This is a genomic window from Paenibacillus sp. FSL K6-2859 (genome assembly GCF_038008265.1).
Classification (GTDB): domain Bacteria; phylum Bacillota; class Bacilli; order Paenibacillales; family Paenibacillaceae; genus Paenibacillus_AQ; species Paenibacillus_AQ nitricinens.
This window is the reverse complement of record NZ_JBBOYU010000001.1, coordinates 5,675,852-5,693,022: the sequence shown is the minus strand read 5'-3', so window position 1 is coordinate 5,693,022 and position 17,171 is coordinate 5,675,852. Positions and strand designations below refer to the sequence as shown.

Below are 17,171 nucleotides of genomic sequence, written 5' to 3'. Positions count from 1 at the left end.
TGACCGAAAGGTATACCTACTCAAAGAAACCATTCCTTTGTCAGGGATGGTTTCTTCATAACTAGAAAAGTACACAGGTGTGCCCGTATAATAAATAGGAGCAAGTAATTGGCAGTAGACTGATGATGAGGGGAGAGAAGACATGTTTTTCTTTAAGAAAAATAAAGGCATCACAAAAGAGGAGCTGCATGCCCTGGTTGAAGGCTTGGAGCAGGCTTATATGGATAAGGATGAAGAAGGTTTGAGCAAAAGATTTCATCCAGATAAGAGGGGAATGTCCTTTTTAAATCACTTTCAATTAATGATGACATTTCAAATCTATAATATAAAATCTGAAATTCTTGAATTTGAATTGCTGTCAATGGATGCCACTAAAGCAGTCTTTACATACACTCGGAAGCACATTCATACCTGTATCAACCCCGCCGATGAACGTGAGGAAAAAAGAAATCAAATTATCAGTTATTTCGTTGAGGCTGTGAAGGAGAATGGTTCAATTTGGATTACGAGGTACAGCCCTTATAGCACGATTTTTGTAGATAAGAAGGGTGATTTCCTTAGTGGTGTGGATGCTGTCATTCCTCCTGGAGAAGAGATCAATTCAGGCATTGCGCGATTCATCCCTTATTTTCAGCTTGACAGCTATGTACCTGCAACATTCCATGTCTACAGTAACAGTCAATTTATCGGATATTATCCGCTAGGAGAATACCATCGGTACGAACCTTCGCATACGTTCACGATTAATTATTTTGATGAAATAGCAGCGTCTTCTGTAGAGAAGCATACAGCGGACTATATCTCCCAAGAAACCTTGTTGACTGCTCAAGTACTGCATCAGACTGTTAATAGCTCTATAGTGGAGACGCAGTTGATGAACAATAATGTATTAGAGCATGAACTTGTTACCAGCCTGCTTACGAAGGATGGGTTCTATATGATTAGATTTCTGTATGACAAAGGGAAGCCGATCCCGCCAGAGGAGCGAGAAAAGTGGAAGCGCGAGATGGTCACTTTAATAGAAAAAGAGCACAGCAGTTAACACAGAAACTTGCCGTTACAGACAGCACGCGAACCGTATCCTAAGTAACGATAAGTTTTTTTGGTAATAATGAGAGAAAAGGAGAGATGAAAATGTCCTATATCGTTGAATTCAAAAATGTGTCTACGGTTGGGTTAGAATCTTCACCTGTAGTAGATGCACTTGCTGGTCTGCGTGCTAATGAGGCCCGTTACTTTATGAACAAATACAAACATGAGTTTACGGTTGTACAAGCCAGTGAAAGTCAGGAGACCCTTGATTATGTGAACCGAATTTTAAAAGAAGAACGTGATATTGAGTTTGCGGCCAAACCTTTAGAAACGTCGCGTTTTCAAGTGGGAAATATTAAATTTGCTTATGTCTTTTATGAGGATGGTCTTGCAGTCAACGTTATGTATACGGTGGATGACCCTAAGAAGCGGGCTGTTGGTTTTAAGCTTTCTGAGGGGATGGAGATCCCAAAGGAGCTAGAAGAGAAGTTTAAGTTTGCTAGGCAGAAGTCCAAGCTAGCCGGAACAATTCGGGGTTCGTTTTTTGTAATTAAAGGACAGTATTAAGGTTAGCAAAATTGCAACTTAATCAATGAGAGGGCCATCCTGTAAAAGGATGGCCCTAAATCTTGCCGGTATAAATAATTTGCTTAGGTTATCTATGGGATTGGACTCTCATTTAAGAGGCCGAATTTATTATATAGAGCAACGAAAACTGGAGTAGCGTGCCTACTTAACAATTACTTTGCATGAGTAGCTGAGATGCTGGAATGTACGGTATAAATCCCGTAGAAAAGAGCTGAGGTGGCTATGGCTATATCGACTTGGTTGGAGACTCTCCGGGGGCGTCAGATTTGATCTATTAAAATTGGTTTGACTAGTCACCAATCATTTGACAATGATAATGGTTATCGTTTACGATTTTGGCTTGTATAGGGATTTGCAGCTGCAAAGGATTAGCAAGCTATTGGACTTGGGAGGATTAACAGTGAATTGGGAAGAATACATCCAGATATGGGACACTTCATGGATTCAACTGGTGGATATTCGCCAACATGTGATACGCAGAGAGAGTAAGCAGCAACATGTACTCCCAGCTAGTAGTTTTATATTTGTCGTGCGTGGACAAGGTACGATCTGGTTGGATGGTAATCGACATCCATTAGAACGATTCTTTGTTTTACATGCGGGAAAAGGAAGTAACATCAAGTTCGAGGTTGGACATGAGGATGTAACCTACTATTACATTTTATATAGAGGTACTATTTCTACTAAAGCTAGTAAAACATTATTGAAATCCTATCATATAAGTAACCCTTTTCATCTGCAATACACATGTAAACCTATTTCTCCGGTTGTTTTATATCGTCATGCGGAATCGATGTATGAGGAATGGAATCGCAGACCGGCTATGGAACGGTTCCAAGCGAAAATCCATTTCTATCAGTTCGTATATACTCTTGCACAGCAGTTACAGCTTCAGGGAGTTGCCCTCAAAGAAACAGATTTAGTTGAACAGATCATTCAATACATTCACAAACATTATAATGAGCCTATTTCACTTGAATCTATGGCCGAAGAATGGAATTATAGCATTCAGTATTTATCGAGGCAGTTCAAACGCCGGACAGGGAGAAGTCCCATTGAATATGTAATTCAGACGAGGATGGCTAAAGCGAAAGAGATATTGATTCAGACCGATGCTACCGTACAGGAGATTGCTGTAAGCGTAGGTTATAGTGATGTCTTTTATTTTACACGTCTGTTTAAAAAGCAGGTCGGGGCGACGCCCGTTCAATACAAAAATAAGGTGAAGACAGGTTTGATCGTTTCAGATAGTCCATGGCAAGAGTTCTTATCCTCCATGGGCAAAGATTCCTCTTCTTGTTATATTGATTATGATAATCATTATCAATATAAACTTGAAGGAGATAAACAGATGTTTAAGGGGACCGAAACGAAAATAGGATTAACGCTAATGCTTGTGTTTACACTGTTACTTTCAGCTTGTGGAAATGGGAGCACTAGCCGTAATAGCAATCAGATAGTAGAACAGACACAGAGTACGCCTTCCAATCAAGCCATTGAAAATACGGGTTTACGGAAAATAACAACAGTCATGGGGGATGTTAATGTTCCAGCCAATCCCCAACGTGTTGTAGTTGATTGGGATTTGGGGCCAGTCTTAGCAGTTGGGGTAATACCGGTTGGAGCATCAAATACACAATTGGAGTATTCTCAGTTTCTCAAACCTTTCTTAGATGAGACAGTACAGGATATAGGGGCAGAAGGAAGTATTTCTTTTGAGAAAGTATTAGAGCTAGCGCCAGACATCATCATAACCTGGAATAAAGTTGCTTATAGTAACTATTCTAAGATCGCACCGACCGTATTATTTGATACAAGTAAATACGCAACGATTCAAGAAGAGATTACAGCTATGGGAGAAATCCTTGATCGAGAAGAAGAGGCTAAACAGTTTGTGGCAGGTTTCGAAAAACGTAAAATAGCTGCCCGCGAAAAAATTAAAAATGCCATTGCAAAAGATGCAACTATTTCTATCGTAGATTATATCACGGTAGAGAAATTTTTAATGGTCATTGGTAATCAGGGGGAGAGAGGCGGTAGAGCTACTTACGATATTTTGGGTATGAAACCTACTCCAAAAGTTCAAAGTGAAATCATTGATAAGGAAATGAGCCGTGTTGAAGTTTCTTGGGAAACCGTAAATGATTATGTAGGCGACTATGTCATTGTCCTTACTGTGAAAGACAAACAGCCGCCTAAGTTACCAGCAACATGGAAAATGTTAGATGCAGTTAAAAATAATCGAGTGATTGAGATTGATATGGAGAAATATTTTGCAGCAGATTCCTACTCCTCCTTGTTACAAGCGGAAGATATTGCCGACAAAATATCGAAGCTGGCTTCATCTAAATAACCTTATTGGAATTGAATCTATCTGAATTCATTTAAATATCAAGACAAAAGACGAAGCCAATTATGGCTTCGTCTTTTGTAGGTTTACACATCCTTTTATTCCTGGAGTATTAGGTCTTTTTTACAAATGCTATTGCACCGAAAGTACAGTCTCCAGCTCAGGAATATATTCCTTGACCATATTGTTGTCTTCCCACAGTCCTGTATTCCCAGCTGGGGCTTGACCTTCGGAAACGACTAAGTACGGTTTGATGGTTATGGTACTTGGTATAGTCTTGAAGGGCTCAAAACGAACATTATAAGATTCGCTTAAGGGGTGAGCACCGATGGGCTTCAGTTGAACACCACGTTCATCCACAATGTCAAACTGAAGAGCGATGACGCTTCCGTTAGCACCCTTATATTTCGAAGGGATAGAAGCAAGCATTTCTTCTTTGCTCTGGCCCGGTTTGGTTGTGTACTCAATGGATAACTGCGTTGTGATTGGGGTGATTTCCACCTTACTAATCTGCAAGTTAATGTTATCGTGATGCTTGGTTTCCTCTGAAGTTAGTGCGGTAACGGGCGTTGATTTTGTGACAGGCAGAACGAATTCGAACGGGGCATCGTAGCCTTTTAACGTTACATTTACAGTCAAGTCAAACTGATCAGGGAACTGGACAGTCTGTGTTGTCGTGCTCGGCTCATAATAAGTGTCCAAAACCTGAACCATTATGCTGGAAGCAGTCTCACCGTCCATGTGTTCGTAACTCCAGAGCAGAGGTTGGCCTTTATAGAGAACCTCAAACTTATCCACCGCTCCTTTATTGGCATCTGAAGGCGGCGAATTGGGCTCCGAAGCCAGACGGTTTCCAGGAGTGGTTATGTTCATAAGAATCCGGGTCCCGTCAAATAACAACGTTGGAATATTCATAGTAACATTGCCATGGGTCACGCTTTGGTTTACGTTTGTGATGAAATCCTCGGCTTGTTGAACACCGGGATCTCCGTTGTTTTCGCCCCATAATGAATAGATTTGTCCCAGAACCGGAATTTGCTTGAGTGCATCAGCCATTGCGGGCGATACAAAGCCGGAAGCAAGGACTGTAACTCCAAGAATTGCAGCGGCTGCAGTGGAAATCCACCATCTATTAAAAGATTTTGATACATTTTTCTTTTTCTGAACGTGGGAATTGGAATTATCGGTTTCCCTGATGATTTGGTAAGTCTCATTCAGCTTGGAGCGGGCAATATCCGATAACTGATCGGGAAGTAGGCTTTGGCAGCTCTTTAATTGTTCTTCTAACTTAGTGTTTACCATGTCGCAACTCCATTTCTTGAATGAATTGAGATGAATGCTTTAGCTTTTTGCGGGCGCGATGCAGCCGGGTCTTCACGGCTACCGTAGAAATTTCGAGAATGTCGGAAATTTGACTGATCGGCATGTCTTGTAGGTAATGAAGGTGAATGACAATCCGTAGATTCTCCTCAAGATGTTGAACGGCATCCCATATTTCGATTTTCTCATAATCCTTTGAAATGGAAGGGACTTCGGGAAGCTCTCCATAAGGGAGGGCTCTTGAATTGTTTTTGAGCATTTTATTGCATTCATTAATCAGAATCCGGAAGATCCACGTTTTGAAAAAAGCGGGCTCTCTGAGTGTATGGATGGACTTAAAGGCTTTAAGCATCGTCTCTTGCAGGGCATCTGCACAATCTTCTTCTTTGTTGACGATGGACCTTGCAGTTCTATATAAAGGTAACTCTATCTCCTGCATCAACTGCACGAATGCTTCTGGGTCCCCAGCTTTGGCTTTGACGACAATAGGATTAATATGCAAAGATTTACCTGCTTTCTTGACTAAAAGTCTTAGGATGTTCGTAACGTTACTTAAATATTAGATCGGGTAGGTAGCTAGAAGGTTACAACGAAAATTAAACCTAAGATATCCGGGGACTGCACCGCTTGGGCAAATCAGCCCACACGGGATTCTCCAAGCATTCTGGGTTCACAAAATAATGTAGTATCTGGTGTGACGGTTTTGCTTACTGAAAGCAAAAGCCCCCTCCGCCGTTTTAGCGGAAAGGGCCAGTCGTCCATGTTATTTGGTATTTTTCAGGCCTTCATATTTTTGATATAAATGACCAGAATAGATTTAGCAATAGCTATTAGTTCGATATGAATATGGAGTCCTAAAGCAATTTGGGGATTTTTTGATAGATATGAATTGGAATAAATTAAAATTAAGTTTCATCAGCCTACTAACGTGAGGCCATCGCGATATTCTGCTCCAGTAATTCACCCACTTGTTTTGCTGTATCTTCTGTGCTGGCTTTTAATTGATTCAGAACAAAGGATTCTACAATGCCTAGAACAGCCATGCTTAAAAACTTTAAAAGGATTTCTGCCTCTTTTTCAGGGTTGATTTTAATTATTTTTAGATTGAGTTGATGCATGATGAATTGCAGAAGCTGTTTTCGAAATGAGACGGTACTTTCACTTGCAAACAAAGCTGCAAAGAAAGCTTTATGTTCCTCAAAATAATTGAACCAAATCACGGTACCCTCGATAAAACCCTTCTCTTTTTTTTGCTCACAAATGACTCCTAATTCCTCTAATTGCTTATTCACGATAGTATCCAGCAAATCATATTTATCGACATAATGCAGATAAAACGTCTTTCTGCTAATGTCGGCTTTTTCAGTAATCGCTTTAACTGTAATTTTATCAAATCCATCTTCAAGCAACATGGTTAAAAAAGTCGATTGAATTACTTTTTGCGATTTTATGATTCTTCGATCTATTGGATTATTCATGAGAAAACTCCTTTTTAATATACACATTTGAAAGAATGTGTATTACTACATGAAAACAAAGATGTGGTCATTGAAAGCATTATAGTCCTAATGTATTTTAAATATACACGGGTGTAATAAGACACTCAAGTGTATTATATTAAATCATCCATTAGGAGGCCACATATGTTAGTTATTAAAAAGAAAGTTAAATTTATGGCGCATGGATTAAAAGTTGCAGGTATTCTAAATGTGCCAGAAAATGCTGAAAATAAGAAACATAACCCCGCAATCGTTTGTGTTCATCCAGGAAGTAGCTGTAAAGACCAAACTGCAGGTATCTATGCGGAGAAGCTTGCTGAACTTGGATATGTGACGATTGTATTTGATGCATCATATCAAGGTGAAAGCGAAGGTGACCCTCGATATATTGAAGTTCCGGCTGCGCGTGTTGAAGATATTCGTTGTGCCGTAGATTACCTGACTACACTTGATTTTGTTGATGAGAACCGTATTGGTGTATTAGGTGTTTGTGCCGGAGGGGGTTATGCTGTAAATGCTGCAATGACAGAGCGTCGTATACAAGCAGTTGGCACTGTCGTTGGAGCTAATATCGGGCGTGTACAACGTGAAAGCGGAGATCCAATTAAAGCTTTGGAGGCCATTAGTCAACAACGTACTGCGGAAGCTCGTGGAGCTGAGCCAATGATAGTGAATTGGATTCCTAGCAATCAAGCGGAAAGAGAGAAGGCAGGTATAACAGATATAGATATTGTGGAAGCTGTCGATTATTATACAACGCCTAGAGGGCAAAGCTCTAACTCTCCAAATAAATTGAAATATACCAGTTTAGCTTCAGTCTTAGGTTTTGATGCTTTCCATTTCGTTGAAGAGTTGCTAACACAACCTTTGCAAATTATTGTAGGTGATAAACAAGGTGCATTTGGTTCATACAAAGATGGTCATGAACTGTACAATAGAGCCGCGTCAACGAAAAAGGACTTGTTCATTCTTGAAAATGTAAGTCATTATGACTTATACGATCAACCAGAACCAGTTAGACTAGCTGTTGAAAAACTGAATGCCTTTTATAAAGAAAACCTTTAAAAATACAGCTGCATCCGAAAATTGAAGTACGAATTGATATAGCGTCAAGATTACACTGGAGGAACTTCCCTAATCGATTTGTGGAGCAGATCGGCTTAACTTTGAACTGCCGTTTATAGAATAACTCAAAAATTATCGCCGTTCATGTTCCCTATTGGGAGTCGGACGGCGATTTTTCATAAGCCAATCAATCCATGCGATAAGCTTATTTACCAGTACTTTAAGTGCAGGCAGCTCACTCAACGTCAATTGTTCTTGATACGATTTTAGATGTTTCGACAATTCTGCTTTGAGGGTTGGGAATAAGAAAATGTGAAAAATTTACTTGTGATCTCGATTTTCTTTCCCAAGGTTGCAGAGCATATCTTGTTATGACATACTCGTCAGCAAATGGTTCACTAAGTTAAACGATTGAACAAGACGAAAGCGGTGAGAATCATTAATAAGCAGCAACAAGTCGAAGTCATCAAAGATGATTTCAAGATGTGCCAGAAGGTCTTTTTAGCTATTGGTAATGAGACAAGACAATCCATTATTACAGTACTTATGGAGACTACCTGTACGAACGGATTACGCGTAGGTGAGATTACTGAAAAAACACATCTTTCACGGCCAGCGGTCTCCCATCATCTAAGAATCTTAAGAGAAGCCGGAATTATAATGGTGAGGAAAGAAGGCTCTAAAAATTATTATTTTATGGACGTTAGAACAAAATTAGGCGTGTTAAAAAATCTTATAAACCATCTCGATGAATTTATGGAACAATATTACTAGAAATGGAGGTTTCTTGATGAAAGCGATGATCATTGAAAAATACGGGAAAAGTCCTCTTCTGATGGTAGACATTCCAATACCTTCAGTGGGTGATTATGATGTATTGGCAGAAATCCATGCGGCGAGTATTAATCCTATCGATTTCAAGGTGCGGGATGGCAAAACTCGTATGCTGTTGAAATACGATATGCCGCTTGTATTAGGAAATGATTTTGCAGGGATAGTCACCAAAGTAGGAAAAAAAGTAACTAACTTCAAAATAGGCGATGCAATATACGGACGGCCAAGAAAAAATAGAATTGGAACCTTCGCAGAATATATTTCCATATATGAGGACGATATAGCCTTAAAGCCTCAAAACCTTTCCTTTGAGGAGGCGGCGTCAATCCCATTAGTCGGGCTTACATCCTATCAAGCATTACATGATATATTACAGCTATCGGCAGGGCAAAAGGTATTGATTCAAGCTGGTTCGGGCGGCGTTGGGACCTTTGCTATCCAGCTTGCCAAAGCGATGGGAGTTTATGTGGCTACAACTACTAGCAATGCTGGAGCTAATCTGGTCAAATCTCTTGGGGCAGATCAAATAATTAATTATAAAACAGAACAATTTGATAAAGTCTTACAAAATTATGATGGAGTATTCGATACGATTGGCGGCGAGACCTTAGAAAAGGCTTTTAAAATAGTCAAACCAGGCGGACAAATTGTATCGGTTTCTGGGCTGCCCAATGCACGCTTCGGAATTGAATATGGGTCTGGATTTATAAAAACGAGTCTTTTTCGATTGGTTACCCGTAAGCTAACAAAATTAGAAAAGCAATATAATGTAAAATACAGATTTTTGTTCATGAAACCTAGCGGCAGACAACTGGAGATCATTTCGGAGCTTATAGAGGCAGGGAAAATAAAGCCTGTAATTGATCAAATATTTTCTTTTGAAGAAGCTCAAAAGGCGATGGAGTATTCCGAATCGGGCCGGGCAAAAGGAAAGATCGTATTAAAGATAAAGTGATAGGAGAAAGATTGATAATCAGAGCTTTTTAGGCTCAGAATGTGATGATAGTAACTAGGAATCAGGGGAATATGAATATTTAATGGAATAGTGTGATTAAATCAGAATTTATTTTTTTGTTGGGATGGATAAAAGATGAGTGAACTCGCTTATGGAGGAATTGTTATCAATAATGCTGGTGAGGTATTGATGAGAAGCCCTAGCGGATTTTGGGGAGGCTACGCTTGGACTTTTGCTAAAGGTGGAAGCGAACCTCAAGATCAATCTCCTGAAAATACAGCATTGAGAGAAGTGAGAGAAGAGACTGGGTATGATTGTGAAGTTGTCGCACCGATCCCAGGGGCATTTGAATCAGAGACATGTATAACTAAGTATTTTTTATTAAGACCTATAGGAGAAGTACATAGTTTTGATCATGAAACACAAGAAATTCGATGGGTAAGCAAGGAAGAGGCATTTAAGTTAATAAATTTGACAGTACCAGAAAAAGGACGATTAAGGGACAGCAACGCTCTTAAAAGTGCTATAGAAGTTATGCAATCCTTGTAAAGGATTCATTAAAGACTCTTCCCTTAGAAGCATTAAATGGTACAATATCCCATATAGAAATTAATGACTATGGGATGTGATTATTCTGGAAAAGATAAGACTGCGCGCTGGTGCATTAATAATTGAGAAGGGTTCCATTTTACTAGTGGAGTTTGAGAATGACAATCTTGATGGCGTGCACTACAATCTTCCAGCAGGTGGCCTTGAGCCAGGAGAAACACTGATTGAAGCTGTAAAACGGGAAGCGAAAGAAGAGGCTTGTGTTGAGATAGAGGTCGGTCCCGTTGCATTTGTTTACGAATATCAACCTACAAAAAGTAATTACATATACGGGGATACTCATTCAGTAGGAGTTACATTTAGTTGTAAATTGAAAGCGGGATCAAATCCAAGACTTCCCGAATCACCAGATTCTAAGCAAACTGGTGTAACGTGGATTCCTATTTCGGAGCTACACTCTATTCAACTGTATCCGGAGATTAATCAGGACATTCTTAATTACTACAATGGTAATAAGTATAGAAATTATGTTGAGGAACATGAAATTCAACAGAGTAAGTCGTTACGCTAACAGAACTCCCCACTCGTAGAATATAACTACTTGTGTCAAGAAAGGAGAATTTCTATGTGTTTTCACTGTTATAGGAAGATAAGAATCCGCCATCTCCCCGAAACCAACGTGCTAGAGTAAAGTTCTTTATAAATCAAATGGGGTGTACCGGATGAAGATAAATAATAATTATTTGAAGGAACGATTAAAACATGTTTACTGGCTTAATGGGGGGCCTTGTGCTGGGAAGACGACCATGACCAAGAAATTTGTAGAGGTACTTGGATTTCAAACATTGGGGGATGATGTCTTAAAATACAGACCATTCACTAGTCCTGTTGAATACCCTGCCCTTCAATTTCCTAATCCTGATTTGGATTGGAATAAGTGGTTCAATAAACCGGTAGATGAGCACTGCCAGTGGTTATTTCAAATTGTCGAAGAGATGATGGACTTCTTTATCATTGATTTGTTAACAATGTCTAATGACAAACCAATAATAATTGATCTGGGAATAATGCCTGAGCGTATACTACCGTTTATCCCGGAAGAGAGAATGATTTGTTTTTATACGTCCGACGATGAGATAGAGAAATTATATTACTTCAGAGAAGATCATAAGATGATTTTAGATTGTATTAACGCCTACACGATAAATCCAGAAGAAACGATTAAACACGGGAACAAATCTATGGTTAAGTTCTCCAATGAGATTAAGAATGCTTGTACTAAAATGGGGATCAAGACCGTTGAAAGAATACCAAGTATGAGCGTGGAAGAACAATTTAGGTTAGTTAGAGAACATTTTGGATTGTAGAGATGACCCAAAGGCAGACCCCTTCCTTGTTTAGGAGGGGGTTGTCTTTATATATTGGTGTAAATTTTTAATATAAGTGCAACGTATTCTAGGAATTTTCTACTATATAGATAAGAGTGTTTAAAAGGAGAATAACGGATGGAAGACCAAGGAATAATCCACCTATACATACAGCGTTCACAGCAAGCTATTTTAGAGACTAAAAATAAATATGGGGCTTACTGCAGGGTGATTGCAAGAAACATTATTTCAAATTTCTCGGATATTGAAGAATGTGAGAACGATACATACTTAGCAGCATGGAATGCGATACCGCCTAATCTGCCTAGGAATTTTTCGGTATTTTTAGGGAGGATCACCCGTAATATTGCGCTTGATAAGTATGGTTATAATACAGCGAAAAAGCGTAGTCGTGAGTTTGAAGTCATTCTAACGGAACTAGAAGAATGTCTAGCTTCGCCTGATACTGTAGAAACAGAGTATGAAGAAGGTGAGATCGCAAACTTAATAAATCAATTTTTATATGGCATAGATGAGCAAGCAAGAAACATATTTATTGGAAGGTACTGGTATTCCTATTCAATAGATGAGCTTTCTATAAGATTTAATATGGGTAGTAGTAAAGTGAAATCTATATTATTTAGGACAAGAAATAAACTTCGAGTTCATCTCGACAAAGAGGGGGTTAACCTATGAAAAAAGAAGATTTATTTAAGGAGATCGGACTCATTGATGAGAACTTAATTGAAGCGGCTGGGCACAATGGAACAGAGAAAAGGAAAAAAGGAATTTCAAAAAAGTGGGTTGTTTTGGTTGCCTGTCTTGTCCTATATAGTTCAACTGCGTCAGCTTTATTAGCGACAGAATATTATAAAAATCAAAATTCAGAGCCTTATATACGTTATTTAAAAGCTGAAGATATGGAGTTACAGCCTGCTACTAAATATGATGCGGAAAAATTTCTACATGCTTTAAAAAGTGATAATAATGAATATGTATATATTGCTATTAATAGGCTGGTAGAAACCTTTAATAATTCCACGTTGAGAGTAAAAGCGTTGAAAGAACTTCAGCCATTTTTAAAAAATGAGAATCAAAAAATCGCCGATGCAGCTGCTTTTGCTGTAGATATTTTATCGAAAAGTTATAAAAGCCCTTATATTGTTAAGTTAGCAGACGGAAGTATGATATTTACGTTGTTTAATAACTATTCGGACTATGGAAGTCAAAATGTCATTTGGAGAATAAAAGATAATAAGCTTAATGCGTATTTTAGTTTTTCAACACCCTCTATGTATATTAAAAAAATGATTCCTTCACCCAATCATAAGTTAGTTGCGATCGTAACATGCTCTAATAAAAGTGATTTCATTCAAATTAGCAATATTGAAGAGGGAATGATAAGTCCCGAATTAATAGAATCTGCAAGAGTCAAATATGGTGCACAAAAAGAAATAGATACATGGATTCGCACAGATCACGAGAATTATAGCAATGCAGATAACCTAGTGTGGAAAGATAATGATACTCTAGAATTCGAGGGTTCTCTTGCCTACCAGAATACTAAGATTATTGAAAATGTTACTGTAAAGTATCAGTTTAGTAAAAAGATAATAGAAGTAAAAGAACTTAATAAGGCTAGATGAGAACATGCTCCGGCAATAAAAGAATTGACATGCATCATCATTGGCAGATGATCTAAATATGATTTCTGACACTTCTCATTGAGAAGTGTTTTTTTTCGTCGTTCTTTATACTTGTATTGTTAACAGTAAGTATTTTCAGTAGAAACTGACAAAAAAGTATCCAAACATTATAATTGTTATAAATATCCTATAGTAGCTCTGACCAGGGGGACGGCATGCAATTTCAACCAATATATTTTGATGGGGAATTACTTCTACCGAAGATCGAATTAAACATGACAGAGAACCAATCGATTGGCATTATAACAGATTTGAAGCGAAAGCAGCTATTAATGAATCAATTATTGAATCATTCCCACTATTATTTATTTCAAGCCGGGCAAAACGAGTATATGCATTTAACGGTGGAAGAGCTGATTCATTTTCTAATCAAAGTAACGGAGAGGAATGAGCGTGTCGCTCTGTTACTAGATTATTTTGCTTTAAAAGAAGAACGGAAGGTAAGGATCAAGGACCTAAGCTCTTCGAAAAGGACATATGTGACATTGCTGCGTGTCTTTTTTGCGCATCAGCCTACACTTGTACTGGAGGAACCCTATTTTTACTTAGAGGAGCAAGATCGTCGTCAATTTAAACGGATACTAGATGACCTTTCGAAAGAAAAGGAGATTTTAATTTTAACTTCGAATTTAGAGGATGCCATTATTTCGTGTGACGCCATTTATCGATTGAACGAACTTGGATGTCATCCATTGGATATTCGGGACTCAGAAGAGGATAAGCAGGAAGTACAGAAACAAGATGAAGCCAATATAACCTTGCAGAAGATATCTACCAAAAGAAATGACAAAGTGATTTTATTTAATCCGCCTGAAATTGATTTTATAGAAAGTATAGAGGGATCGATCCTTGTTCATGTGGGTGGGGAAAATTACGACTGTGCTTTGACTCTAACCGAGCTGGAGCGGAGATTGTTAAATTTCGGTTTTTTCAGGTGTCATCGATCCTACATCGTTAATCTGCAAAAAGTTAGAGAGATTATTACATGGACGAAGAATAGTTACAGCTTGCGTTTGAATACAGGTAAAGATGCCGTGGTGCCGTTATCTCGTTCAAAATTACAGGAGCTAAAAGCACTTCTTAACATTTAAAGGGTACCATTCAAGCGGTAATAGCTACATTTCGGCGGGTTTTGATGGCTGCAAGTATGTAATCTCTATATATTTAGGTCATCAATGCTAAGGAAGTGGTATTTGTGAATGTTATCCAGGTAGAACATATTCGAAAGAGATTTGGAAATAAGGATGCGTTAGCAGATGTGTCATTTTCCATTCCGAAAGGGGAGATTTTTGGTTTCCTCGGTCCGAGTGGTTCAGGAAAAACGACCTTAATTAAAATTTTAACGGCGCAATTAAATCCGACAAGTGGACAGGCAAATATATTTAACCAGCCAGCGGAGAGGATGCAGCAGTCTGCACAGAAGATGCGCTTTGGAATTCTGACGGATAACAGTGGTCTATATGAGAGATTATCCATTGAGGAAAATCTAGAGCTGTATTGTCAGTTGTATGATCTTCCCAGATCTGCGGTCGATAAGGTGCTGCAGTTTGTGAACTTAAGCGGAGAGCGCAAAAAGAAGGTTAAACTCCTATCGAAAGGGATGCGACAGCGCGTTCTGCTGGCCTGCGCAATTATCCATGAGCCAGAATTATTATTCTTAGATGAACCTACTTCGGCTTTAGACCCGGTAAACTCAGCGCATATTTATAAAGGCTTACGCTACTTAAATAAGAAGGGAACAACGATTTTTCTGACTACGCATGATATGGCTGAAGCAGAATTGATGTGCAACCGCGTAGCGATTCTGTATCAAGGGCAAATCCAAACGATCGGCTCACCGAAGGAGCTTAAACGACAGCATCGAGAAAACATAATTTCTGTGGACTTAATCAATGGGGAAACGTACGAGCTCCCGATCGATGAAGGAACGGCTGATCAAATAACGGATTGGATGAGACGGGGGCTAATTGACCGGTTAGAAACGAAAGAGCCAAGTCTGGGTGATATTTTTATTAAAATGACAGGAAGTGAGCTATTATGAGTATCTCATTAAAACGTGCCCAGGCGATTTTTATGAAGGATTACAAAGAGTTTTCACGCAATTATGGGATCTCCATTATGTTAATTTTGCCTATTATGTTTGCCGTTCTTTTTCGAAGCGCAGGCGCGTCTTTGCTTGGAGCCAGCGGTTTCCTTTATAATACCTCGTTTGTATTACTAACATGTTTCGCACAAGCCTGCTTGATTGCGGAAGAAAAGGAGCGTAACACCTTACGGTCATTAATGATGACTCCGGCCACGACCCTTGATGTTCTAATCGGTAAAAGCTCTTTAGTCTTTGTTATGTCTGTAGTTGTTCTGGCTATAGCTACGTTTATATTTGGCTATAAGCCAGCCAGCATATGGGCATTTGTGGCAACAATCTTTCTTTCGATTATTCTATATACAGCAGCCGGGACGATATGTGGTTTATTCTCCAAGACGCTGCTTGATGCTTCTTTATCCATACTTCCTGTAGCGTTCATATTCACTGGGGCACCATGGGGGGCATTTCTAGAGAATGATTATCCGATCCTCAAAGTGCTGGATTACATGCCAAGCAGTCAGCTTGTGCATTTGCTAGGGATAAGCAATACAGGCTATACGACGGGAGATTTATTAAAACCCCTGCTTATTACTTTGGCATGGACGGTTGTATTAACAGTAGTATCTGTCATTTTGTATCAACGGCGGTTGAAGGACGAGTAAGGGAGCTGTGTAGGGACTTTAGCCAGCCTTCGGTGGGTCTTTGGTAGGGTCGAAACCAATGGCCGACTGTGACTATACGACGATTATTTTCCAATTGAGGCTGTGATGTTGTCATGATGAGGCCTGGTGGGTAATAAAGATGATTAGATCTTTCAAAATTGGCTGAATTTGGAATGGGAGCCAAGGAAACGGAGGGGAAGATCATGGCGGCACAGACAGTAGCAGGCATCAGTCCGATACAGGCCATTGCGGCCTACGGCGGTACACAGAGTGATGTCAGTTCCCTGGAGAAACAGCGGAACCGGCTGATGATGGAACTGGATAAAGTGAATGCAGTACAAGGAAGTGAGATGCAGACTCCTTATCGCCGGGAGCAGCTGCAGCGGCAAATCCGGCTGCTGGAGTCCCAACTCGTACAGAAAAGCGGGAGTAGCACCTCCGTAAATTTTGTACCGGCTTCTCCGCTTCAAGATCACCTCCCCCTCTGGCGGAATGAGTGGAAGGGAGGCCTCAAGGGCATCGGTCTGACCGATCCCAGGACAGCGACGGTGAACTCGGAGGGCCATTTCGACGTGTTAATTTAGGCAAGCCAGCGAAGGTGCGAAAAGTGTCCGGTGATGAACCGGCTTTTTCGCACGTGGCTACAACCAAGGAATACCCCGGAAATTTAACGAAACTAGATGTTCCTGCAGCAACATGGGCTGTATTCGAAGCCGTTGGACCTGTTGACCTGTATTAATATGGCTGAGCTATATTTACGAAACATTGAGGTCCAGTATGTGCAAGACATTCTGCAACACGCTGTAATTCAGAAATTATATTTGGAAGAGGAGGAGAATGACGGGCTCTGGGACGGATCCAAATGTTACAGCTTCCGTCAAGCGCATACGGACGAGGTCGGAGACCTTCTACCTGGTCAGATTGAAATTAAGACTCCGGATGGAGTGTATTATTTTTATACACTGGGCAATGGAACTTATGTTTCCCGGTATTATCAGCCGCCCGATCAATATGGCAAGCAGGACCTATCCTTTTTGAATCTTAGGCGTTGGGAGGCATCAGAGCGGTATTTTACACGATTCAAACCATTTATTGATCAGAAGATAGAGGCTGGTGTCAATAGTTAGTTTGATGACGTTCTAAGAGGTGAGCTTTGTC

At 39.7% G+C, this 17,171-nt stretch carries 19 protein-coding genes and 1 pseudogene; 17 read left to right on the top strand and 3 right to left on the bottom strand.

Annotated features, from left to right (window positions below; translation table 11 throughout):
* Nucleotides 1-142: 142 nt before the first annotated feature.
* The 3 genes from MHB64_RS25400 (at nt 143) to MHB64_RS25390 (ending at nt 3,973) form a co-directional block, all read left to right on the top strand.
* The gene (locus MHB64_RS25400; RefSeq protein WP_094872606.1) at nt 143-1,042 is read left to right on the top strand and encodes a hypothetical protein; all 900 of its coding nucleotides are present in this window, start codon (nt 143-145) and stop codon (nt 1,040-1,042) included.
* 92 nt (nt 1,043-1,134) lie between these two features.
* Nucleotides 1,135-1,599 carry a phage tail protein gene (locus MHB64_RS25395; protein WP_094877982.1) on the top strand — a complete coding sequence of 155 codons (465 nt, stop codon included), beginning with the start codon at nt 1,135-1,137 and terminating at the stop codon, nt 1,597-1,599.
* Nucleotides 1,600-2,020: 421 nt separating this feature from the next.
* Entirely contained in the window at nt 2,021-3,973 is a 1,953-nt protein-coding gene (locus MHB64_RS25390; RefSeq protein ID WP_341135639.1) for an AraC family transcriptional regulator, read from the top strand.
* 129 nt (nt 3,974-4,102) lie between these two features.
* On the opposite strand, the gene MHB64_RS25385 is transcribed toward MHB64_RS25390, so the two are convergent.
* The 3 genes from MHB64_RS25385 to MHB64_RS25375 all read right to left on the bottom strand — a co-directional run bounded on the left by MHB64_RS25385 (nt 4,103) and on the right by MHB64_RS25375 (nt 6,768).
* Nucleotides 4,103-5,272, bottom strand: a complete 1,170-nt coding sequence (locus MHB64_RS25385; RefSeq protein WP_341135638.1) for a DUF4179 domain-containing protein — start codon at nt 5,270-5,272, stop codon at nt 4,103-4,105.
* Complete coding sequence (locus MHB64_RS25380) at nt 5,259-5,792, bottom strand: RNA polymerase sigma factor (RefSeq protein WP_094878715.1); 534 nt, start codon at nt 5,790-5,792, stop codon at nt 5,259-5,261. The genes MHB64_RS25385 and MHB64_RS25380 overlap by 14 nt, the downstream gene beginning before the upstream one ends.
* Nucleotides 5,793-6,213: 421 nt before the next feature.
* Nucleotides 6,214-6,768, bottom strand: coding sequence for a TetR/AcrR family transcriptional regulator C-terminal domain-containing protein (locus tag MHB64_RS25375; RefSeq protein ID WP_280787855.1), 555 nt, complete (start codon nt 6,766-6,768; stop codon nt 6,214-6,216).
* Nucleotides 6,769-6,933: 165 nt separating this feature from the next.
* Here MHB64_RS25375 and MHB64_RS25370 point away from each other — a divergent pair, with 165 nt between their 5' ends.
* The 14 genes and pseudogenes from MHB64_RS25370 (at nt 6,934) to MHB64_RS25305 (ending at nt 17,140) form a co-directional block, all read left to right on the top strand.
* The gene (locus tag MHB64_RS25370; protein WP_094872804.1) at nt 6,934-7,854 is read left to right on the top strand and encodes an alpha/beta hydrolase; all 921 of its coding nucleotides are present in this window, start codon (nt 6,934-6,936) and stop codon (nt 7,852-7,854) included.
* A gap of 483 nt (nt 7,855-8,337) precedes the next feature.
* Complete coding sequence (locus MHB64_RS25365) at nt 8,338-8,628, top strand: ArsR/SmtB family transcription factor (RefSeq protein WP_405176794.1); 291 nt, start codon at nt 8,338-8,340, stop codon at nt 8,626-8,628.
* 16 nt (nt 8,629-8,644) lie between these two features.
* Nucleotides 8,645-9,643 (top strand): NADP-dependent oxidoreductase, encoded by a 999-nt coding sequence (locus MHB64_RS25360; RefSeq protein WP_341135637.1) that lies wholly within the window; start codon nt 8,645-8,647, stop codon nt 9,641-9,643.
* A 135-nt stretch (nt 9,644-9,778) separates the two neighbouring features.
* Nucleotides 9,779-10,192: an NUDIX hydrolase gene (locus MHB64_RS25355; RefSeq protein ID WP_094872801.1), complete on the top strand. Its 414-nt coding sequence runs from the start codon at nt 9,779-9,781 to the stop codon at nt 10,190-10,192.
* A 76-nt stretch (nt 10,193-10,268) separates the two neighbouring features.
* Nucleotides 10,269-10,763 carry an NUDIX domain-containing protein gene (locus MHB64_RS25350; RefSeq protein ID WP_306440407.1) on the top strand — a complete coding sequence of 165 codons (495 nt, stop codon included), beginning with the start codon at nt 10,269-10,271 and terminating at the stop codon, nt 10,761-10,763.
* A 151-nt stretch (nt 10,764-10,914) separates the two neighbouring features.
* Nucleotides 10,915-11,559 carry a hypothetical protein gene (locus tag MHB64_RS25345; protein ID WP_094872799.1) on the top strand — a complete coding sequence of 215 codons (645 nt, stop codon included), beginning with the start codon at nt 10,915-10,917 and terminating at the stop codon, nt 11,557-11,559.
* A gap of 138 nt (nt 11,560-11,697) precedes the next feature.
* Entirely contained in the window at nt 11,698-12,255 is a 558-nt protein-coding gene (locus MHB64_RS25340) for an RNA polymerase sigma factor (RefSeq protein WP_094872798.1), read from the top strand.
* Nucleotides 12,252-13,205 carry a hypothetical protein gene (locus MHB64_RS25335; protein ID WP_341135636.1) on the top strand — a complete coding sequence of 318 codons (954 nt, stop codon included), beginning with the start codon at nt 12,252-12,254 and terminating at the stop codon, nt 13,203-13,205. Before MHB64_RS25340 ends, MHB64_RS25335 begins: the two co-directional genes overlap by 4 nt.
* Before the next feature lie 215 nt (nt 13,206-13,420).
* The gene (locus MHB64_RS25330) at nt 13,421-14,356 is read left to right on the top strand and encodes a LytTR family transcriptional regulator DNA-binding domain-containing protein (RefSeq protein WP_094872795.1); all 936 of its coding nucleotides are present in this window, start codon (nt 13,421-13,423) and stop codon (nt 14,354-14,356) included.
* A gap of 104 nt (nt 14,357-14,460) precedes the next feature.
* On the top strand, nt 14,461-15,306 hold the full coding sequence (locus tag MHB64_RS25325; RefSeq protein WP_341135635.1) for an ABC transporter ATP-binding protein: 846 nt from the start codon (nt 14,461-14,463) through the stop codon (nt 15,304-15,306).
* The gene (locus tag MHB64_RS25320; protein ID WP_341135634.1) at nt 15,303-16,013 is read left to right on the top strand and encodes an ABC transporter permease; all 711 of its coding nucleotides are present in this window, start codon (nt 15,303-15,305) and stop codon (nt 16,011-16,013) included. The genes MHB64_RS25325 and MHB64_RS25320 overlap by 4 nt, the downstream gene beginning before the upstream one ends.
* A gap of 203 nt (nt 16,014-16,216) precedes the next feature.
* Entirely contained in the window at nt 16,217-16,597 is a 381-nt protein-coding gene (locus MHB64_RS25315; RefSeq protein WP_341135633.1) for a hypothetical protein, read from the top strand.
* A 53-nt stretch (nt 16,598-16,650) separates the two neighbouring features.
* Nucleotides 16,651-16,737, top strand: a pseudogene (locus MHB64_RS25310) (AraC family transcriptional regulator); the annotation flags it as partial.
* A gap of 16 nt (nt 16,738-16,753) precedes the next feature.
* Entirely contained in the window at nt 16,754-17,140 is a 387-nt protein-coding gene (locus MHB64_RS25305; RefSeq protein ID WP_341135632.1) for a hypothetical protein, read from the top strand.
* The last annotated feature ends 31 nt before the right edge of the window (nt 17,141-17,171 follow it).